Annotated in this window: 19 protein-coding genes and 3 tRNA genes; 3 read left to right on the forward strand and 19 right to left on the reverse strand. The window is 62.0% G+C overall.

The genetic code is table 11. The features are described from left to right. Positions 1–215 precede the first annotated feature (215 nt). The 6 genes from rplL to secE all read right to left on the reverse strand — a co-directional run bounded on the left by rplL (position 216) and on the right by secE (position 3,644). Positions 216–596, reverse strand: coding sequence for a 50S ribosomal protein L7/L12 (gene rplL / locus KIT02_RS04625; RefSeq protein ID WP_297582844.1), 381 nt, complete (start codon positions 594–596; stop codon positions 216–218). 57 nt (positions 597–653) lie between these two features. Beyond that, complete coding sequence (gene rplJ / locus KIT02_RS04630; RefSeq protein WP_297582846.1) at positions 654–1,172, reverse strand: 50S ribosomal protein L10; 519 nt, start codon at positions 1,170–1,172, stop codon at positions 654–656. Between the two features lie 463 nt (positions 1,173–1,635). Continuing rightward, positions 1,636–2,328, reverse strand: a complete 693-nt coding sequence (gene rplA, locus KIT02_RS04635) for a 50S ribosomal protein L1 (protein WP_297582848.1) — start codon at positions 2,326–2,328, stop codon at positions 1,636–1,638. A gap of 4 nt (positions 2,329–2,332) precedes the next feature. Further along, positions 2,333–2,761: a 50S ribosomal protein L11 gene (gene rplK / locus KIT02_RS04640; protein WP_297113152.1), complete on the reverse strand. Its 429-nt coding sequence runs from the start codon at positions 2,759–2,761 to the stop codon at positions 2,333–2,335. Between the two features lie 117 nt (positions 2,762–2,878). Further along, positions 2,879–3,409: a transcription termination/antitermination protein NusG gene (nusG, locus tag KIT02_RS04645; RefSeq protein WP_297582851.1), complete on the reverse strand. Its 531-nt coding sequence runs from the start codon at positions 3,407–3,409 to the stop codon at positions 2,879–2,881. Positions 3,410–3,449: 40 nt separating this feature from the next. Beyond that, positions 3,450–3,644, reverse strand: coding sequence for a preprotein translocase subunit SecE (gene secE, locus KIT02_RS04650; RefSeq protein ID WP_297582856.1), 195 nt, complete (start codon positions 3,642–3,644; stop codon positions 3,450–3,452). A gap of 253 nt (positions 3,645–3,897) precedes the next feature. Between secE and KIT02_RS04655 the strand changes: the two genes are divergently transcribed. Further along, positions 3,898–4,164, forward strand: coding sequence for a hypothetical protein (locus tag KIT02_RS04655; RefSeq protein ID WP_297582858.1), 267 nt, complete (start codon positions 3,898–3,900; stop codon positions 4,162–4,164). 106 nt (positions 4,165–4,270) lie between these two features. Further along, on the forward strand, positions 4,271–5,332 hold the full coding sequence (locus KIT02_RS04660; protein WP_297582860.1) for an acyltransferase: 1,062 nt from the start codon (positions 4,271–4,273) through the stop codon (positions 5,330–5,332). Positions 5,333–5,395: 63 nt separating this feature from the next. Here KIT02_RS04660 and KIT02_RS04665 read toward each other — a convergent pair. After that, positions 5,396–5,471: transfer RNA gene (locus KIT02_RS04665), tRNA-Trp, on the reverse strand. Positions 5,472–5,601: 130 nt separating this feature from the next. Then, positions 5,602–5,675 (reverse strand) — tRNA-Gly (locus KIT02_RS04670). A 198-nt stretch (positions 5,676–5,873) separates the two neighbouring features. On the opposite strand from KIT02_RS04670, the gene KIT02_RS04675 reads away from it, so the two are divergent. Then, positions 5,874–5,958, forward strand: a tRNA-Tyr gene (locus KIT02_RS04675). A 414-nt stretch (positions 5,959–6,372) separates the two neighbouring features. Here KIT02_RS04675 and KIT02_RS04680 read toward each other — a convergent pair. The 11 genes from KIT02_RS04680 to pyk all read right to left on the reverse strand — a co-directional run bounded on the left by KIT02_RS04680 (position 6,373) and on the right by pyk (position 20,066). Beyond that, positions 6,373–7,164 (reverse strand): CoA ester lyase, encoded by a 792-nt coding sequence (locus tag KIT02_RS04680; RefSeq protein ID WP_297582862.1) that lies wholly within the window; start codon positions 7,162–7,164, stop codon positions 6,373–6,375. Next, the gene (locus KIT02_RS04685; protein WP_297582864.1) at positions 7,164–8,360 is read right to left on the reverse strand and encodes a CoA transferase; all 1,197 of its coding nucleotides are present in this window, start codon (positions 8,358–8,360) and stop codon (positions 7,164–7,166) included. Before KIT02_RS04685 ends, KIT02_RS04680 begins: the two co-directional genes overlap by 1 nt. Beyond that, positions 8,357–9,424, reverse strand: a complete 1,068-nt coding sequence (gene ugpC, locus KIT02_RS04690; RefSeq protein ID WP_297582866.1) for a sn-glycerol-3-phosphate ABC transporter ATP-binding protein UgpC — start codon at positions 9,422–9,424, stop codon at positions 8,357–8,359. The genes KIT02_RS04685 and ugpC overlap by 4 nt, the downstream gene beginning before the upstream one ends. Positions 9,425–9,433: 9 nt before the next feature. Beyond that, complete coding sequence (locus KIT02_RS04695; RefSeq protein ID WP_297582868.1) at positions 9,434–11,530, reverse strand: ADP-ribosylglycohydrolase family protein; 2,097 nt, start codon at positions 11,528–11,530, stop codon at positions 9,434–9,436. After that, positions 11,530–12,714, reverse strand: coding sequence for an ADP-ribosylglycohydrolase family protein (locus KIT02_RS04700; protein ID WP_297582870.1), 1,185 nt, complete (start codon positions 12,712–12,714; stop codon positions 11,530–11,532). The genes KIT02_RS04695 and KIT02_RS04700 overlap by 1 nt, the downstream gene beginning before the upstream one ends. Before the next feature lie 200 nt (positions 12,715–12,914). Next, positions 12,915–14,348, reverse strand: a complete 1,434-nt coding sequence (locus KIT02_RS04705) for an extracellular solute-binding protein (protein ID WP_297582872.1) — start codon at positions 14,346–14,348, stop codon at positions 12,915–12,917. Positions 14,349–14,622: 274 nt separating this feature from the next. Next, positions 14,623–15,522, reverse strand: coding sequence for a carbohydrate ABC transporter permease (locus KIT02_RS04710; RefSeq protein ID WP_297582874.1), 900 nt, complete (start codon positions 15,520–15,522; stop codon positions 14,623–14,625). Beyond that, positions 15,522–16,532, reverse strand: a complete 1,011-nt coding sequence (locus KIT02_RS04715; protein WP_297582876.1) for an ABC transporter permease subunit — start codon at positions 16,530–16,532, stop codon at positions 15,522–15,524. The genes KIT02_RS04710 and KIT02_RS04715 overlap by 1 nt, the downstream gene beginning before the upstream one ends. A 13-nt stretch (positions 16,533–16,545) precedes the next feature. Beyond that, positions 16,546–17,577 (reverse strand): LacI family DNA-binding transcriptional regulator, encoded by a 1,032-nt coding sequence (locus tag KIT02_RS04720; protein WP_297582878.1) that lies wholly within the window; start codon positions 17,575–17,577, stop codon positions 16,546–16,548. Between the two features lie 370 nt (positions 17,578–17,947). After that, positions 17,948–18,607 carry a histidine phosphatase family protein gene (locus KIT02_RS04725; RefSeq protein ID WP_297582880.1) on the reverse strand — a complete coding sequence of 220 codons (660 nt, stop codon included), beginning with the start codon at positions 18,605–18,607 and terminating at the stop codon, positions 17,948–17,950. Positions 18,608–18,635: 28 nt separating this feature from the next. Continuing rightward, positions 18,636–20,066, reverse strand: coding sequence for a pyruvate kinase (gene pyk, locus KIT02_RS04730; RefSeq protein WP_297582882.1), 1,431 nt, complete (start codon positions 20,064–20,066; stop codon positions 18,636–18,638). Positions 20,067–20,109: the final 43 nt, after the last annotated feature.

Here is a 20,109-nt window from a genome sequence, read left to right on the forward strand (position 1 = left end):
GACTCGTGATGAACGGCTAAAACCCCACTCGCAGGCAAACCTGCGGCGAGGTCATCAAAGGCTCCAACGTGCCCGCGACATCAAAAATCGTCATATATTTCCGCAAATTGGCGCTTGGACCCATCCAATCGGCCCAGCGAATCGTTCCGTCAGAAACGGAAAAGCGAAATGGCACATAAAGCGCCATTTCGCAAATTTCAAGGCAGGAACTGAAATTACTTCAGTTCGACCTTTGCACCAGCGGCTTCAAGCTTCTTCTGGATGTCTTCGGCTTCAGCCTTCGACACGCCTTCCTTGACGGCCTTCGGAGCGCCTTCAACCAGGGCCTTGGCTTCGCCGAGGCCGAGGCCGGTGATGCCACGGACTTCCTTGATGACGTTGATCTTGTTGTCGCCGAACGAGGCGAGGATCACGTCGAATTCAGTCTTTTCTTCAGCGGCCGGGGCAGCGGCACCGCCGCCAGCGGCAGCAGCAACAGCAACCGGAGCAGCGGCGGAAACGCCCCACTTTTCTTCCAGCAGCTTGGACAGTTCAGAAGCCTCGAGGACGGTCAGAGCCGAGAGGTCATCAACGAGCTTGGCGAGATCAGCAGCCATTTTATACTCTTTTCAGTTTGGGTTTGGGTTCGAATGTATAGGGTGTTCGGAACGGCCTTACGCCGCTTCGCTCTTTTCCGCGTGGGCGGCCAGAACGCGAGCAATGCCCGCACCCGGCTGCACGAGGATGGAAGCGATGTTCTGTGCCGGCTGCTTGACGAGGCCTGCGAGCTTTGCGCGCAGTTCGTCGAGCGACGGCATGGTTGCCAGTGCCTTGACGCCATCGGCGTCGAGAGCGGTCTGACCCATTGCACCACCGAGAATGACGAACTTCTGGTTCTTCTCGGCGAAGGCTGCTGCGATTTTCGGCGCAGCAACGGGGTCTTCCGCATAGGCGATGACGGTCGGGCCGGTGAACAGGCCCGAAATGTCCGCGACATCGGTTTCCTTAAGAGCAAGCTTGGCAAGGCGGTTCTTGGCGACCTTGACCTTGCCGCCAGCCTTCTTGACCTGCACGCGCAGGTCAGTGAACGCAGCGACGGTCAGGCCGGTATTGTGCGCAACCACGATCGATCCAGCGCCCTTGAGGGCGTCCTGGAGCGAGGCAATGACTGCACTCTTTTCCGCTCTTTCCACACTAGTCTCCACTAGTCTGGTTCCTCGGGAGAACCCTTGGAACCATTGCCAATTGCTGCCCCCTGCCCTTGCGGACCGGGGAACAACGGTTAGTGCCTGCCAACCGGGAGCCCCGAGGGGCAACTGGCCTAGGTTCGAACCTCAACCCGGGGCCAATGGCCCGGAATTGGGTTTTCACCCCGTCTATTGCTGGCCCCGCATTCGGGATTAACGGCTAAGCCGGCCGGCAGTCTCGGACAGGACTTTTTCAACCGCAGGCCGAAGCCTTTAGGTTGAAACACCGGGCGGCCTGAGCCGTCCGGAATTCTGTGCGGGCTGGTGTGGATCACGAACCACCCCAACCCATCGGGCTATCCTCGGACCGGGTCCGGGGGCCACTCTCAGCGCGGCACTTAATTGCGAAACGCCCTCGGGTCAAGCCCGAGGGCAGCGCGCTGCGCCGGTGAGAGCCTGCGCCCTGTTCTTAGAGAGCCGTACCCGGCTCGACATGGACACCAGGGCCCATGGTGGAGCTCACGGACACCTTCTTGACGTAGGTACCCTTGGCGCCGGCCGGCTTGGACTTCACGACGGCATCGGTGAAAGCCTTGATGTTCTCGAGCAGCGCGTCCTCGGTGAACGACACCTTGCCGATACCGGCATGGATGATACCAGCCTTCTCGACGCGGTATTCGACGGCGCCGCCCTTGGCAGCGCCAACGGCGCCCTTGACGTCCATGGTCACGGTGCCAACCTTGGGGTTCGGCATCAGGTTGCGCGGGCCCAGGATCTTACCGAGGCGACCGACCAGCGGCATCATGTCCGGGGTGGCAATGCAGCGATCGAAATCGATCTTGCCGCCCTGGATGGTTTCCAGTAGGTCTTCGGCACCCACGATGTCAGCACCGGCGGCGGTGGCTTCGTCGGCCTTGGCACCACGGGCGAACACGGCGACGCGAACGGTCTTGCCGGTGCCGTTGGGCAGGTTGACGACGCCGCGGACCATCTGGTCGGCGTGGCGCGGGTCAACACCCAGGTTCATGGCGATTTCAACGGTTTCGTCGAACTTGGCGGAAGCCTTCGACTTGACCATCTTCACCGCGTCTGCAAGCGGATACAGCTTGTTGCGATCGAGCCCTTCACGAGCCGCGGCAGCCTTCTTTGCGATCTTTGCCATTCTCTTAGCCCTCGACCTGGATGCCCATCGACCGGGCGGAACCGGCGATCATGGACATTGCGGATTCAACGTCATCGGCGTTGAGATCCTTCATCTTCTTTTCGGCGATATCGCGCAGCTGAGCCTGCGTGATGGTGCCGGCGCTTTCCTTGCCCGGAAGCTTGGAGCCGGACTTGAGGTTCATCGCCTTCTTGATGAAGTAGGTCACCGGCGGCTGCTTCATCTCGAAGGTGAAGCTCTTGTCGGCATAGGCAGTGATCACGGTCGGAATGGGCGAACCCTTTTCCAGCTCCTGCGTGGCCGCATTGAAGGCCTTGCAGAATTCCATGATGTTCAGGCCGCGCTGACCCAGCGCGGGACCGATCGGGGGCGACGGCGTGGCAGAGCCGGCCGGCACCTGGAGCTTGATATAGCCCGTAATTTTCTTAGCCATGTTTCATCCTTTGCAAGTGCCCCGAGGGGCCGTTGATGCCGTGGTTCGGTTTCCTGACGCTGGCTAAGCGCCATCCCCTTCCACGGGTTTCCGACCGACCGAAGCCGATCAGTTTGGTCAGACCTTTTCGACCTGACCGTATTCGAGCTCCACCGGAGTGGGGCGACCGAAGATCGAGACCTCGACCTTGAGGCGGGAGCGTTCTTCGTCCACCTCTTCGACGACGCCGTTGAAGCTGGCGAAGGGACCGTCCGACACGCGAACGTTCTCGCCCACTTCAAAGCTGACGGAGGGCTTGGGATGATCCACGCCTTCCTGCACCTGCTGCAGGATGGACATGGCCTCGCTCTCCGAAATCGGCATCGGCTTGTTGTCCGCGCCGAGGAAGCCGGTGACCTTGGGCGTATTCTTGATCAGGTGGAAAGCCTCGTCGGTCATGTCCATCTTGACCAGGACATAACCCGGAAAAAACTTGCGCTCGGTGTCAACCTTGCGGCCACGACGGATCTCGACCACCTTCTCGGTGGGTACGATCACGTCCTCAAACAGGTGCTCGAGCTTCTTCTGAGCCGCCTTGAGGCGAATGTCTTCCGCCACCTTGCGCTCGAAATTCGAATACGCCTGAACGATGTACCAGCGCTTGGCCATAAAGGGTCGCCGCTCCCACTAAACTATAAAATGATCCGGATCAGCGGATCGACAGCATCAAGGTCACGAGCCAGGAAATGACCTGGTCAGCCAGCAGGAAGAACAGGCTGGCCAGGATGACCAGCACGACGACCATGATCGAGGAGATCAGGACTTCGCTGCGGCCGGGCCAGGTGACCTTGCTGACTTCCGAGCGAACCTGCTGGAAAAACTGGACTGGGTTCGTGCGGGCCATGGGCAAACAACTCGTATCTTGGTGCAAAACCAAACGCCGCGCAGGAATCCCGCACGGCTAGAGACGCGGTATCTAGAGAACTTGGCCGCATATTGCAACAGCCTTGCCGCACTTAGCGCGCCATCCGCCGCAATCACCCGCATCGCCTTGTAAACGATAAGTGCACAACTGGCAGAATCACCCTTGAATCTGCGCCAAATTGCCGCTTTTATCAATTGTGCCCTAAATGTGGCAAAGCGCGCGGGGGAAGGCGATGTCTTTCGAGGTTATCGGCTGCCAGATCATGCATTTCGGCCCCCACCGGGCCATTCCCGGCCGCGTCACCGGCGCCGTCCGCGTGCGCATCCGTGAAGGCTTCATGGGCACCACGACGGAGTATTCGCTGGACCTCAAGGTCAAGGCCGACTGCAATTACGCGACCTCGGACAAGGTCCGCCAATCCCTCCTCGCCCACGCCGCCCACCAGCTCAACAAGCTCAAGACCCGCCACAGCGAAAAACTCCCAGCCGCGGCTGAGTAGCCCCCCGCACATCCGCATGTTCAGATTTGACCGGGAAACATCCCGCGCCAATTGACCCCTGCTGCCCGGTCCTGCAACAAGACAGCCAAGCAGTTGAGGATCGGACGTGCGAGATTCATCACGACACCAATACATCGCCTTGGATGGCTTGCGCGGTCTGGCAGCGATAATCGTTGTCAGCTATCACGCCCGAACCTGGTTCACCTACTACCTCCCCGGCAGCCATCTTGCGGTCGACTTCTTCTTCCTTCTCAGCGGCTTCGTGCTCGCACACGCCTATGACCCGAAACTATCCTCCGGCCAGTTGAGTTTTTGGCGATTTGCCCTGCTGAGACTAATTCGCCTGTATCCGCTCTACCTGCTGGCATTGGTCATAACGATAGGCTCCCGATGGGGCTATATGGCGACCGAGGACCTGCGGGGCCGCAGCTTTTTCGCCCTCTTTCTTGTCCCCAACCTCTCGCATGAAGCCCCGCGATGGCTGGTCGTTGCCTCCTGGTCGCTGTTCTTCGAATTGCTGGTGAACCTGCTTTTTGCGGCCTTTCACAAGCGGTTGACGACCAGAGTACTGATCGGGGCATCAGCGGTCGGCTTCGTCCTCTGCGTGATCTATGGCCAGCGCTACGGCTCATTGAACGTCGGTTACACCTGGAAGGGCATCCCAGGCGGGCTTGGCCGAGTGCTGTTCTCGTTTCCTCTGGGGGTTCTCATCTACAGGCATCGCGATGCGCTTGTGCGGAACTGGTCCTGGACGGCATGGCCGTCATTTGTGTTGTTGACGGTCGTGTTGGCCTGGCCGACGAACGAGGCCCTCAGACCCTATTTCGATCTGCTCGCCATCCTGTTGCTTCTGCCTGCGATTCTGATCTTTGCGGCTGGGTCGCGGCCTTCACCGTCCAGTATCCCGCTCCTGACGGCTCTCGGCGCGCTCAGCTACGGGATATATGTCCTGCATGGTGTGTTTCTGCGAATCGTGAACACCAATTTTGGTCTGAGGGATCCCGTCACGGCCATGCAGCCCTGGTCTGGGTTGCTGATTATTGCGGCCATGGTGCCGATATGCCTGTTTCTGGACCGGCACTACGACCAGCCGATCAGACGCTGGCTGCTGAGCGTTACAGGCTCAAGGAGTTCTTCGGCTGCAAGGCAACCGCAAACGGCGCCCTAACCCGCTGAAATTTCGGTCAACAATGTCGTTGGAAAGACGGTGCCGCATTGTGCGGCCTAGGCCTGGCAGGGGCTGGGGGACTCGAACCCACGACCCTCGGTTTTGGAGACCGATGCTCTACCAACTGAGCTAAACCCCTTCAGGCGAGGCCGTGTCTAATGGCAAAGGCACCGCGATGCAAGTGGGGTTTTGCCGCGACCATATCAAACGGTGGAATAGTGGATCGCGGCGGCCATCAGCTGCAAGAAACCCAAAATCCAAGGGTGTTCTGGAGCGGGTAGCGGGAATCGAACCCGCGTATTCAGCTTGGAAGGCTGCTGCTCTACCATTGAGCTATACCCGCCCGGAGGCGACGCCACGCGCCTCGCTTAGCAAGATCGCCCCGGCTGTGGCAAGGGTCTCAGGGCCGCCGGCCGGCAAATTTCGGTTGCACCGGCAAAAACTTGCGGACCGGACGCGCAAGGGTGTTGACACCTTTGCGACAGCCAACCATAAACCGCCCCGACGAAAGCGCGAGCCTTCGTCTCCTGCCCGGAAATGTGGAGGGGTGGGAGAGTGGTTAAATCCATCAGACTGTAAATCTGACGCCTCAGGCTACACTGGTTCGAATCCAGTCCCCTCCACCACCCCCCGACCGATAGAGAATGCACCCGGATACCCGGAACCGCGCCGCGCTGGCGTCGTATAGTCTCTTGCGCGGTTTTGGCCGATCGGCAGGGGCGTCGAGGACGGATGCCCCTGCGATAAAGCTATGATTCGCAATCGTTTGGCGACGCGGGCCCGGAGAAAGGCCTTCCGAAACCGCTTGTGAGGCAATTCGCCGGCAACCTGCCCTCGGCGATGCGGATCGGCGTGGGCCTGGAGCCTGGTCCGTGCGGACACCTAATCGTTGCGCACCTCCCCTGCCGCGGAATGGCGTCTGGAGCAACGGCGCGCTCGGCCTTAATCGAGACCATTTTTCACGGCGAACTGGGTGTTCCGCCTTGAGCCGAACAGAAAATCCAGCGCCTGAACGCCTATGGCGGCCCCGCAGGTCAAGTTCACTCGGAGGCCGACCGCAGGATCGCCTTGGCGCGTTCGCGCAGGGGCTTGTCTATCATCTTGCCGTCAAGGCCCACGGTACCGGACGTCGCCAGCACCGCGCGAGCCCAACGCAACTCCTCGGGACTGGGGGCAAAAGCCGCGTTGAGAAAGGGGACGGCAGATGGATGCACGCAGGTCGAGCCATCAAACCCGTGCCGCCGGGCCTCTGCAGCCGCCGCCTTGATGGCGTCCAGATCGGCGTAGTCGGCGATCGATCGCAAGAGGCCCAGGGACAGCTTTCCGGCCGCCTTGGCCGCGTAGTGCACCATCAGCTTGGGTTGGCGCAGCACGTCCGGGTCAGGCACTGCACCCATGGCAAGCGAAAAGTCCTCACTGCCGAGATTGAGGGCAGACACGTTGGGATGGCGGGCGATCGCCGCGACTTCGAGCAGGGCGGCCGGTCCCTCTATAGTCGCCAACACCGGCTGGTCCGGAACTCCGGCGGCAGCCAGCACGCCCGCCAAAGTGTCGAGCGCCACGCCATCGGCCTTTGGCAGGACAATCAGATCGGCCCCTGCCGCCACGGCCGCGCGCACGTCTTCGACGTCACCGGGATTGATCCGCACCGCCGCCAGTCCGTTCCCTTGCCGCAGGCTGGCAATTGCCGTGCCCAGATTGGCCCGCGCCACGGCCTTCCGATCTTCGGGCACCGCATCCTCGAGGTCGAGAATGACACCGTCCGCCCCCCGCAGGTGGGCCTTGGCAATGAACCGATCCTGGTCGGCCGGAACATAGAGCAGCGATCGCATCACCGGCCTCGCTCGAAGCCTGCGGACAGACCGAGTTCCGCAAGGAGTTCGGCGCCATGCTCGTCCAGGTCCGGCGCCGGCCGTCGAAAAACACCTGGCGTTGCAGAGAGGCGCGGCACCACATTGTGCATCGGCATATCCTCCTGGCCATCCCCGTCGAGGGCCACGACGATTTCCCTCTCCTGGAAATGGGCATCGGCCATGGCATCGGCGATGTTGAAGACCGGGCCGACCGTGGCGCCTGCCGCACGCATTTCCGCCAGCGCCACGGCGCGGTCGCGTTGTGCAAACCAGTCCGATATCGCGCCATCCACCAGATCGCGGTGCTTCACCCGTTCCGAATTGGTCGCAAAGCGCGCGTCCGCATTCATGTCCGGGCGACCGATAATTTCGAAAATGCGCTTGGCCACGGCCTGGGTCGATCCAGATAGCGCGACATAGCCGCCATCGGCGCAGCGATAGACATTGCGTGGCGACGCGGTATTGGACGCACTGCCGACGCGCTGCTTGATCCGCCCCGTCTTGCCGAAAATACCCGCCTCCGGCCCCAGCACCGAAAATATGGATTCGAGCAGCGAGAGGTCGATGACCTGGCCTGCCCCGCCCCTGGCATCCCGGGCGTAGAGCGCGGTCATAGTCGCCGATGCCCCATAGATGCCCGCAATCATGTCGGCCAGCGCCAGCGGCGGCAGGACCGGTTCTCGATCCGGAAAACCGGTCCTGTCCGCAAAGCCGCTCATGGCCTCAACGATCGTTCCGAAGCCCGGCAGATGCGCATAGGGACCGGTCTGACCGAATCCAGAGATCCGCACCACCACGAGCCTCGGATTGCGCTTGAGCAACAGCTCGGGCGCCAATCCCATTTTCTCGAGCGTGCCCGGCCGGAAATTCTCGATGAACACATCAGCCGTCTCGACGAGCGCCCACAACACATCCAACTGCGCCGTGTCGCGCAAATTGAGGCAGATCGAGCGCTTGTTGCGCCCATAGGATTCCCAGAAGAAGGACTGGCCATCTTCCTTCCAGTCGCGCAGAGGGTCGCCCTCGGGCGGCTCCACCTTGATAACATCGGCCCCGAAATCGGCCAGTTGCAGACTGAGCATATTACCGGCCATCAGCCGCGACAGGTCGATGACCCGCAGACCCGCCAGGGGTCCCTTTGCCTCAGGATCGAAACGGAGCCGTTTCAGCGTCACGGGCGCAGCCTCTCGCCGCTGGCCTTGTCAAACAGCAGGACCTGCGCCACGTCGATGGCCAGGCCGATGGATTGGCCGGGCGCCAGCAATTCGGCATCGCGAATGACGACGCTGAGTTCAACATCGCCCACCTGCGCCCGCACTTCCTGGGCTTCCCCGGTCGGCTCGACCACGAGCGTGGCCGCAGGCACGCCAGCCGGGTCCAGCACCATGTGCTGTGGCCTGATACCGTAGACGAGCGGCGTTCCCGCGGGGAGGTCCAGCGCCTTGGCGATGGGCAGGTTCACCCCACCCGCCAGGGCCACCGTCAAAGCCTCCGGGCCCATCGTCGTCACCTCGACAAGGTTCATCTCCGGGGATCCGATGAAGCCTGCGACAAACAGGTTGGCCGGATTATTGTAGAGCTCGAGCGGCGCGCCCGCCTGTTCGATGCGGCCGCCATTGAGCACGACAATGGTGTCGGCCATGGTCATGGCCTCGGTCTGGTCATGGGTCACATAGACCGTGGTCTTGCCCAGCCGCTGGTGCAGCGCCTTGATCTCCCCGCGCATGCGCACGCGCAATTTAGCGTCGAGATTGCTCAAAGGCTCGTCGAACAGAAAGGCGCGCGGATTGCGCACGATGGCGCGCCCCATGGCCACGCGCTGGCGCTGTCCGCCCGAGAGTTCGCGCGGCAGCCGGTCGAGCAGGTTTTCCAGTCCGAGAATACGGGCCGCCTCGGCCACCCGCCTGTCGCGCTCGTCCTTGGGCACGCCGGCGAGTTTGAGCGCAAAGCTCATATTGTCGGCCACCTTCATGTGCGGATAAAGGGCGTAGGACTGGAACACCATGGCCAGGTCGCGTTCCTTGGCGGGCATGGTATTAACGACCTTGCCGCCGATCACGATTTCGCCGCCGGAAATATCCTCGAGCCCGGCGATCATGCGCAGCAAGGTGGATTTGCCGCAGCCCGATGGGCCGACTAGCACCACGAACTCGCCAGCTTCCATGCTGAGCGAGATTTCGCGGATCACCGTCACGCCGCCAAAACTCTTGCTGACATTGCGCAGTTCGATTTCCGGCATGGTCTCCTCCTATTTTTCGGTCACGGCGAAGCGGTCGACGGCCATGCGCCCCGTGGCGCCCAGGCGCAGGCCGCTCATGCCGTAGTGAAACCGGCCATCCCGAGCCGTGACGATCACGGCACCGTCGATGGACAGCGCGAGTTGGTCACCCTCGGCAGAGAGCTCCAGCCGATAGACACGCCCTGCCTTGGGCACGAAGGGCTGGCGGGCAAGAATCTCCTGCCCGAAATCATGGCGGACAATGACAGCCTCTCCGTTCTGGAAACCGGCGGCATAGAACCTGTCCGTTCCCTGAACGCGCGCCGTCACCAGATGCGACTGCCCGGCCAGTGCCTCGATATCGGCGCTGACCACCACGTCCCGGGCATAATAGTGCCCGGTCCACATATCCGCATCGCGTGCCGCATGCGCATGGATCCGGTCACCGCTCCTCGTCCAGTGCCCCCGGTTCCAGGTAAAGCGGGATATCGCCCCCCATTCCTGCACCTCTTTTTTGGCCTCGATGCTGAGATGGCCCGGTCCCGATACCGAGAAATCGGCCAGGAACAGCCGCCCGAGAAACTTCAGTCGCCCGAAATATTCGACGCAGAGACCGATCTCGTCGATCGCCTCATCGCCGTCAGGCACGACGAATTCGAACGCCTGCCAACCCTCGCTCGAGGGTACGATCCAGGCTCCGGTTTCCTCGATAGCGCCGCTCATGGTGCGCCGCACATAGGGCGCGACGCGCAGATGGCCATCGCCATTCCAGGGATCGAGCCAGAGTTTGAAGCGCACCACCTGCCCGGCATCGACGACCGGCGAGAACATCGGACGATAACGCTCGTCGTCAAAGTCGGTGCGACGGTAGAACGGCTTCCAGAAGATGCGGCCACCCTGCCCGCGCTCCAGCCGGTCCAGCAGGATTTCCAGCGACCCGCGCGAACCCTCCACCTGCCGCTCATCGGAATGCTTGAGTGCGATCTGGTTGAAGCCCTCGGTGCGGAACCCATGGGTCGATCCGGGCAGGTCGAAGTCGAAGCGCAGCCCCCGCCGGGTAAAATCCTCGCGCCATAGCGCCGGCACCTCGCGCCCCGCCAGTTGCAGTGCCAGTACGGTCAGTTCCCGCGCGAAGCTGGGTATGTCGACAATGTTGATCGAGCCGACAATGCCCGAGGCCACGAGAAAATCGTTGATCGGCTTGCGGTACTTGTCCCAACTCGGATCAAGCCCCTGAAAGGTGCCGACAATTGCCGCGGCGTTGCCGGCATTACAGTCCGTATCCCAACTCGCCATGGTCGCGATTTCGGCCGTGCGCGGCACCGAGCCCTTGCCGTAAAGGATGGACATGATCGTCACCCCGGCATTGGGAATGATGTGGCAAACGCCGGGATAGCGATCATAGCCCCACTCGGCTTCGAGCATGTCGCGGCAGGCTCGCCAGTCGTCGGGATTGGCCGCGTGGAAATCGATCACCGCCCGGCACACCCTGGCATAGGTCGAATTGGCGTCGATCTCGGCCAATGCCGTCTTGATGATCTCGTCGATCGATTTGGCTTCAAACGCCGCCGCAATCGCCGCGGCACAGAACCGCGCCCCGTTCAGCCCGTCACCGTCATGGGCCACCGATGCCGCCATGGCCGACATTTCGGCTGCACGCCTGGGATTGCCGGGGTTCACCCAGCCCCAGCTGTCGATGAAAATCTGTCCGCCGATCTGCTCGGCCACCGTCGTGCCGTTCGTGGCAATCGAGCCCGAATGCGGCGCTGGAATGCCTGCCTGCAGGTTCTTGTAAGCCGTGTGCTCGGTGGACACACCAAACCCGCCCCACCAGTACATGCCATGCTCCTCGGCGGCATAGTTCAGCCATGTCCTGCCGACATCCTCAGCCGAGCAATCGAGCCCGTAGTCGCGCAGCGCGCGGATGAAATAGACCGGACCATTGGTGTCGTCATCGGCCGCGAAATTCTTGAAGTCGCGGAGATATTCGGTCACCTCGCCATAGGTGTCGCGCACCCGCTGGTAACTCCAGATCGTCGGCTCCACCGGCGCACCCAGACGCACGCCGATCGCCTTGGCAATGAACCCGGCATAGATCTTTTCGAGGATTTGCGTTTCGGTCAGCATCAATTGGGTCCGTCTGAGTTCAGGTCGAGAAGGGTAAGAGCGGCGTCGCGCTCCCGGGCGGAAACGCGGTCACGGCCGATGATCCCGGCCGCGGTCTTGGCGAAAGCGTCTGCCGCGGCCATCAGATCGAGCCGGTTGGCGCCATTGAGACGATCGAGATCGTCCGGCTCGATCACGTCTTCCCCATGCAGGGCACCCAGGATGGCCCCGGCCATGACGCCAATGGAATCCGTGTCGCGGCCCGAATTGATGCCGTCGACAATGGCGGGGCGGAACTGCCCGTCATTGACGAGGCAAAAGCCGAGCGCCAGTGGCAGTTCTTCGATCGCGCGCAGGCGCGAGGGCTGGTAGGCGTCGGTCAACCGTCCCGCCTTGGCGGCGCTGTGGTTGACGTCGTCCCCCATGGGCGAATAGGGCGCGATGGCCGCGTGAAACCGCTCGACAACGGCTCTGTGATCAGGCGCTGTGCCGCGCATGGCGCGCGCGATGTCGCAAATGTCGGCTATGGCGTTTCTGGTGCCGTCCTTGGCCAGCGCCAGCGCTGTCTCGATGATTGTCTCGATCGTGGCATCCGGAACGAAGGCTGCCGCCACTGCGGCGGCCAGCACCCCTGCCGCCTCCAGCCCGTAGCTTTCCTGATGTCCGGAGGCGAAGGCGATGGCCTCGTCATAGGCGGCCTTGGGATTGGCTGCGTTCACCACGCCGATGGGCGTGATGTACATGGCCGCGCCGCAATTGACCATGTTGCCGATCCCGCCCTGTCGCGGATCGCAGGCACTCAGCTGATGCCGCTGGAAAATCCACTTTTCGGGGTAGAACAGGCGATCGATCAACAGCGCCTCGCGCTGCAGTTCGGGCACCCAGCGCGGTTCCCAGGCAATCTGGCGCACCATGCCGTCTGCCATGTCCCAGGCATCCAGATGCCGCCCGGTCTGGGCATAAACACTGCATAGCGCCAGCGTCATCAGCGTGTCGTCGGTAATGATGCCGTCGCCCCGCACGCGGCCATTGCGCTGTTCGGGCGGCAAATCCATCTTGTGCCAGCGCGCCGTCAGATTGTCGACGCGCCCATAGCGCTCCCGGATTTCTGCCGCCGACAGTTTCTCCACCGGCGCGCCTAGCGCATCGCCCAGGGCGACACCGTACAACATGGCCCGCACGCGGGAATGGAAGGATGGGGGCATATCTGCTCCGCTTTCTGTCGTTCTAGGTGTCGCCAAACCTTCCGGTCCGGCGCGTGCTGCCCCAATCACCCACTGTGTCATCCCCACGAAAGCGGGGACCTTCGTTTACTGAACAGGGGTTCCCGCTTTCGCGGGAATGACGCCATGGTTGAAGAGGCGGAGTGCGCTCCCTCCCCGGCGGGGAGGGAGCCTCTTGTCGCCTACTCGCCCAGCACCGTACGGGCGTGTTCGGCCATACGTTCGCCGCCGGCCGCATTGTACTCGGCGACAAAATCGCCCCACTGATCCATGCTGGCTTCGCCGGTGATGAACCGGGCGACCCAGGCGCGATAGACCTGCTCGGTGGCATCGACATCGGCTGCAAATTCAGCCGGCCAGACAAACGCATTGTCGGCAGTGAAATCGGCCTTGATGGTATCGAGCGCTGCCTGCGCCGTCGGGCTCAGCAGCGGGGTCGGCGGCGTCCAGTTGGCGGCATTGAAGAAGCGGGCATACCAGGTCGAGATCTGGTCGGTGAAAGTCACCGCGCCGTTGGCATCCTTGGTGTATTGGGTGCCTTCAAAGCCCATGCGGTCGATGTCCTGGCCCTCCTTGGACGCCATGAAATCGAGCACGGCCATCGCCGCTTCCTTGTTTTCCGACAGCGAGGAGATCGCAAAGCCACGCGACTCCTTGGACACATCGACCGCTGCCAGCCCCTTGCCGCCCGGGCCTGAGGGGACCGGCAGCAAGGCCAGGGTAATGTCCTCGCCCGGATGGGCCTGGCGCATCTTACCCGCATAAATGTCGATCACTTCGGGAGACGAGCCGAAGATCACGCCGGCCTTTCCGGTGTAGAATTTGTCCTCCTTCACGTCGAACGTGTTGGTGACATATTCCTTGTCGAAGAGACCCTTGGCCGCCAGGTCGGCATAGAAGGCGATCTTGTCCTTCTCGGCGTCAGTCACGCGGGCATTGACCCACTGGCCCTCGGCATTCTTCATCCATGTCCCGGTGACACCGAACGCCTGGTTGAAAATGGAGTCCAGTTCGGCGGTCGAGCCGAACCCGGTCAGCCCCAGCGTATTGCCCGCGACGCCATCCCCATCCAGATCGCCATCGTGGATGGCCTGGAAAAGCGCTTCATAGCCTTCCACAGTGGTCGGTGGTTCCATGCCCAGCTGGTCCAGCCAGTCCTGCCGAATAACCGGCTGGGGCGCCCGTGGCGGGTAGATATAGAGAAGGTAGGGATAATTCGACAGTCGGTCGACATTGTGTGGCCAGAGCGCCGCCTTGATGTTCTCGGACTGCTCGATCCAGGGATTGAGGTCCTCAAGGATGCCCTGGTCGGCCATCTTCTGATCGCCGCCCTGGAAGTAGATGATGTCCGGAATGTCGCCCGAGAGCAGCATGATCCCAAGAGCCTCGCCATAGGCAGCTGTGCCGCCGGGCAGGTCGACCGTCTGGATATCGATATCCTGGCCCTGCGCCTTGAGCGCGGCTTCTATCGCCTCGATTTCCTTCATGTCATCGGAGTTGGTCGAGAGCAGGTCCTTGCTGACCAGGCGCACGGTCGTCTGGGCGAATGCCGGCGCCGCCGTGGCGCCGAGCATGGCCACCGCCGTGGTCGCCAAGAGTAGTTTCTTCAAAGTCATAATCGTCTCCTCCGTTAGACTTTTGTTATTCTGTTCGCCCGGTCGCGCTGGGCTTCCCCCGCCAACTGGGCCTGTCTCCCTCTCCCCTGAGGGGAGAGGGTTGGGGTGAGGGGTTCAGTGCAAGAGAGGAACACGGTGCCTGTTCCCACATTGAACCCCTCACCCGACCCTTCGGGTCGACCTCTCCCCTCAGGGGAGAGGTGGCCTTGCCCCGCGCCGCCCACTTGCCGGCTGGAATAGCGGGCGGTGCAAACCGCATGGAACCGGATCTTCCTCATCCCTTCACCGCCCCGGACATGGTGCCCTTGGTGAAAAACTTGAGGATGAGCGGATAGATCGCCAGCACCGGCAGGATCGTGATCAGGATCATGCCGGCCTTCAGCGCTCGGATATTGATCTGGGCAATGCCGATATTGTTGTTGGCATTGTTCGCACCGACGATGGCGACCTTGTCGCCTTCGATGACGAACTGGCGCAGCACCACCTGCAGCGGCCACTTGCTTTGGTCGTTGAGGTAGATCATCGCCCGGAAGAACTCGTTCCAGTGCAGCACGAAATAGAACAGGGCGATGGTGGCAAGAGCCGGCTTTGCGAGGGGCAGCACCACCATGAAAAAGGTCTGGAACGGATTGGCGCCATCCAGTTCGGCCGCCTCCAGCAGCTCCTTGGGAATTTCCTCGAAGAAGCGGATCAGAATGATCAGGTACCAGGCGCTGATGGCCTTGTAGAGGATCACCGACCAGGGCGTATTGAGCAGCCCCAGCCGCTTCATCAGAAAGTAGTCCGGGATGATGCCGGGCTCGAAGACGATGGTGATCAGCACCATCATGAAGATCAGCCGGCGCCCGGGCAGTCGCGGCCGGGACATGCCCCAGGCCATCAGGGCGGTGAACAGCACCCCGATCATCACGCTCGTGGCCGTCATCCAGACCGAGTTGAAAATCCCCCGCTGCACGTTGGGGTGCTGCAGCAGCAATATCCAGACATCGGCCGAGAACCCGTCGGGAAAGATCGACAGTCCGGAAAAGCCCGCCACGTTTTCCGGTGCGGTAAATGAGAGCGCCAGCAGGTTGAGCAGCGGCTGCAAGGTAAAGACGGTGAGCAGCAGCAGCGTTGAAACGATGATGACATATTCGATGCGCTCGAGCGGCGTGCGACGGGTCTTGATGGCCATCACCACACTCCCTTGCCGGTCAGGCGCTTGCTGACGGTGTGGGACACCAGGATCAGCACCATGCCGATCACGGCCTTGAACAGGCCTGCGGCTGTGGCCAAAGCATATTCGCCCGTGGAAAGGCCGAGCCGGTACACATAGGTGTCCAGAATATCGATCGTGGAGGCGTTCACAGCGTTCTGCATGTTGATGACCTGGTTGAGGTCGGCGCTGAGGAACATGCCCATGTTGAGGATGAAGAGCGTGGCAATGGTCGGCACGATCCCCGGAATGGTCACGTACCAGATCTTCTGCCAGCGGTTGGCCCCATCCATTTCAGCCGCGTCATAGAGCTGCGGGTCGATGGCGAATATGGCCGCCAGATACAGAAGACTGTCCCATCCGGCCGACCGCCAGATTTCCGAGACCACCAGGACCCAGCGGATGGTGCCGGTATTGGTCATGTAGTTGACCGGCTCGAACCCCATCGCCTGCGCGATCTGGTTGACGGCGCCATCGGTGGGCGAAAGCAGCGCGATGAACACCGCCGCGATCACCACCCAGCTCAGAAAATGCGGCAGGTAGATTGCCGACTGGATCGCGCCCCGCAGCTTGCCGCTCCGAATCTCGTTGAGCAGCAGCGCCACCATGATCGGCACTGGAAAGACGAACACGATCTTCATCGCCGAAATGATCAGCGTATTGGCCAGCACCTGATAGAAAATGGGCGAGGCGAAGAGCGTCTGGAAGTTCTTCAGACCCACCCAGATATTGGGCGGAATGATCCGCACCTGCTCGAAGGCCATCTTGGCCTCCCAGATCGGAACATAGTGCCAGACCACGAAGAAGATCAGACCCGGCGCCATCATGGCGTAATAGGGCCACCATTGGCGCCATTGCACACGAAATGCGCTGGCAAAGGTTAGCAGTCCGCTACCCGATTGCGGCCAGGCGTCAATCGGAACGCCATCCGATTTGGGAACGTTCCCATTTCGTGATGCATCGATCCTGCCTTCGCCTTGCTCGGTCATCGCAGACTCCTCCCTACCCCGCCTTCCGGCTGGGTTCGCGTGCCAGATCGGCCAGGGATCCCCGGGCGATCAGACGACACGGCATATAGACGCGGCCGTGTTCCGGCCGTCCTTCGATCTCGTCAAACAGGCTTTCGACCGCGCGCGCACCGATGCTGCGACCCGGCTTGGCAATTGTGGTCAGGCCCGGAAAGGTAAACTCCCCGGCCGGAATGCCATCGAAGCCAAGGATCGACACATCGTCGGGACAGCGCAGGCCGCGCTCCCGTACGGCCAGCATGGCACCGATGGCCATCATGTCATTGGCCGCGAACACACAGACATGGCCCAGATGCGGCCGATCCAGCACGTCAAGCATCGCTTGGCGTCCGCCCTCAAGCGTGTACTCGCCATCGACCACCAGCAACTGTGCTGGGTCGACATCGCGCGCAATGCAATGGCGGTTGACCGCGTTCAGGAACCGCGTCCGCGCCAGGCGCGACTTCGGCCCCACGATCAGCACCGGCGCATGGTGACCCTTTGAAACCAGGTGATCGAGACCGAGCGTGACCGCCTGTGTGATGTCGGAGCCAACACTGGAGACATCAGCAAATCGTTCGGCGCTTGAGCCGATCAGAACGAACGGCAGGCCGAACCGATCGAGGTCGTCCAGCGTATCAGATACCGGATTGACGATCGCGCCATCGACACGAGCGCGACGCAAGGCCCGCAGGTGATTTTCTTCCTTGTGCGGATCCCAGTCCGAGGAAAAGACCAGGAGCGAAACCTCGGCCGCAGCGGCTCGATCCTGCGCCCCGCGCGCCACGTCGGCCCAGAATGGATTGGTGATATCGGGAATGACCAGGCCCAGCATGCCCGAACGGCCCGAACGCATCCCGACGGCCAGGTGATTGCGCTCATAGCCAACCGCACGTGCCGCCTCCAGCACCCGCTCCCGCGTTTCCTGCAGAATGTTTTCCGCACCGGCGATGGCACGCGCCGCCGTGCTCTTGGACACCCCGGCGCGTTCGGCAACATCGATGATCGTCGGACGACGATTTCGCAAATGCCTTCTCCCTGCCGTTCTGACGACGGCCATGGGAACGTTACCACGACAACTCGCGATGTCAACCTCCACCCTCCTCGGTACAAATTGGGCGGGATACACCGGCAACAAGTTCCCTTGCTATAAGCCCCCCACGGAAGCCGCAGCGCAGGTTCAAATTCGCTCGCACAGCACTGGCAGACCAGCATATTTCGATGACAAATGGGCCCCCAGCATCCCTAGTTGGCCGGGGTATAGAAGCCGACTACACCCGACTATCCCACCTTCCTTGAGGGTGGGAATAAGTTCAAATCGCCCAAGCGCGATCGACCTGCCGTCGCTTGTGTCAGCCCCCTACCCGCTGCTGTCGAAAATCCCATGACCGCCGGGCTCAAATCCATACGGTTCGTCCGGTACCCCAGCAACCTGCGGCCTCCAGGATCGATTGCGGAACATCAAGGACTGAAACTCCGAATTCCTCGAGCAGAATGGAAGTAGTTTGCGGCTCCTGGTAGGTGAGCCTTACCCCCAGCGGGTCATTTGTACGTAGTCCGCGCAATGCCCTGAGGCACCCACTGTGGGTAACCGCAACGTGCAGAGGACCAGGTTGGAGGCTGTCCATCCAGTTCGCAAGGCGAGCGTCCAGCTCCGCTCGGCTCTCGCCGCCCTTCATCGCAAAGCCCCAGGGGTTTCGACTGCTTTCGTCCAACTCTGTACCGTATTCCTGACGTATGTCCTGCCTTGAAAGACCTTCCCACTGACCGTATGAGCGCTCGGCCAAGTCTGGTACGATCTGGAAGTCATCGTAGGGCACCTGCCAAACATCGGACAACACCGAGGCGGTCTGCTTTGCGCGCCCAAGTGGACTGACCCAGAAAACCACATGGGGAGCCTCGGTTATCCGGGCGCGATGAAATGCGCCCACCGCTTGGGCCTGCTGAAACCCCGTTGTCGTAAGGGGCGTATCGAGGCGCCCCTGCAGGCGCTCCTGGCGATTCCACTGCGTTTCACCATGTCGAATAACCAGCACGGTTGGCTTTTGGGTCGGCAATCCACAAACTCACTGTCTCTTGCGGGGTTTAGTCAAGGGCGGCGCCCAATTCTGCGATGCGCAGCATGTTTGTAGCGCCCGGGGTTCCGAGGGGGACGCCGGCGGTGATGGCGATGCGGTCGCCGGGGCGGGCAATGCCCTCCTGGTAGGCGATGACGCAGGCGCGATCGACCATGTCTTCCAGGCTCACCGCATCCTCGGTCTGCACGCAGTGAATGCCCCAGACCACCGACAGGCGGCGGATGGTCCGCAGATTGGGCGAGAGCGCGATGATGGGCTTGCTCGGCCGCTCGCGAGCGGCGCGGATGCCGGTCGAGCCGGAGGCGGTATAGGTGACGATGGCCGCCAGATCGAGGGTTTCGGCAACCTGGCGCGTCGCCGCCGAGATGGCATCGGCGGCGGTGGCCTCGGGCTCGGTCTGGGCGGCGCGGATGATGTTGCGATAGTTGGAATCGCCCTCCACGGCACTGGCGACCTTGGCCATGGTCGTGACCGCTTCGACCGGATACTGGCCCGAGGCGCTCTCGGCCGAGAGCATGACCGCGTCGGCGCCCTCGAACACGGCGATGGACACGTCCGAGACCTCGGCGCGGGTGGGAACCGGCGCGGTGATCATCGATTCCAGCATCTGGGTGGCAACCACCACCGGCTTGCCGTAGCGGCGGCACATGCGGATCATGCGTTTCTGCAGGCCCGGAACCGTCTCGAGCGGCAGTTCCACGCCCAGGTCGCCACGGGCCACCATGATGGCGTCGGAGAGCTTTACGATCTCCTCCAGCCGCTCGATGGCCTGGGGCTTTTCGATCTTGGCCATGACGCCGGCGCGGCCTTGGACGATCTTGCGGACATCGATGATATCCTCGGGGCGCTGCACGAAGCTGAGGGCGACCCAGTCGACCTCGGCCTTGAGGGCTTCGAGCAGGTCGGCGTGATCCTTTTCGGTCAGGGCCCCGGTGGGCAGAAGCGTATCGGGCAGGGAAACGCCCTTCTTGTCGGAGAGCTTGCCGCCATAGACCACTTCGGTCTCGATGACACCGCCGCCGACCTTGGTGGCCTTGAGCTGCAGCTTGCCATCGTCGAGCAGCAGCCGATCGCCGACCGAGACATTTTCGATGATTTCGGGATGCGGCAGGTAAACCCGTTCGGCCGTGCCCTGGTCGTTGTTGTCGCTGTCGAGCACGAATTTCTGGCCGGCCACCAGATTGACCGCGCCACCGGCGAACTTCCAGACACGTAGTTTCGGACCCTGCAGGTCGGCCAGGATGCCGATCGGATGCTTGAGGCGCGCCTCCACATTGCGGATGCGCTTGACGGTCTGGTGCAGAACCTCGTGGCTCGCATGACTCATATTGATGCGGAAGACATCGGCGCCGGCCTTGGCCAGCTCCTCGATCATGGTCTCCTCATGGCTCGCTGGCCCGAGGATGGCTAGGATCTTCGCGCGTCTGATCCGTCTCATTGGGAAATTGTCCACTCTGCGTTCAAATAGGTGCGTAGGGCCC

The sequence above is a fragment of the Devosia sp. genome (genome assembly GCF_025809055.1).
Classification (GTDB): Bacteria; Pseudomonadota; Alphaproteobacteria; order Rhizobiales; family Devosiaceae; genus Devosia.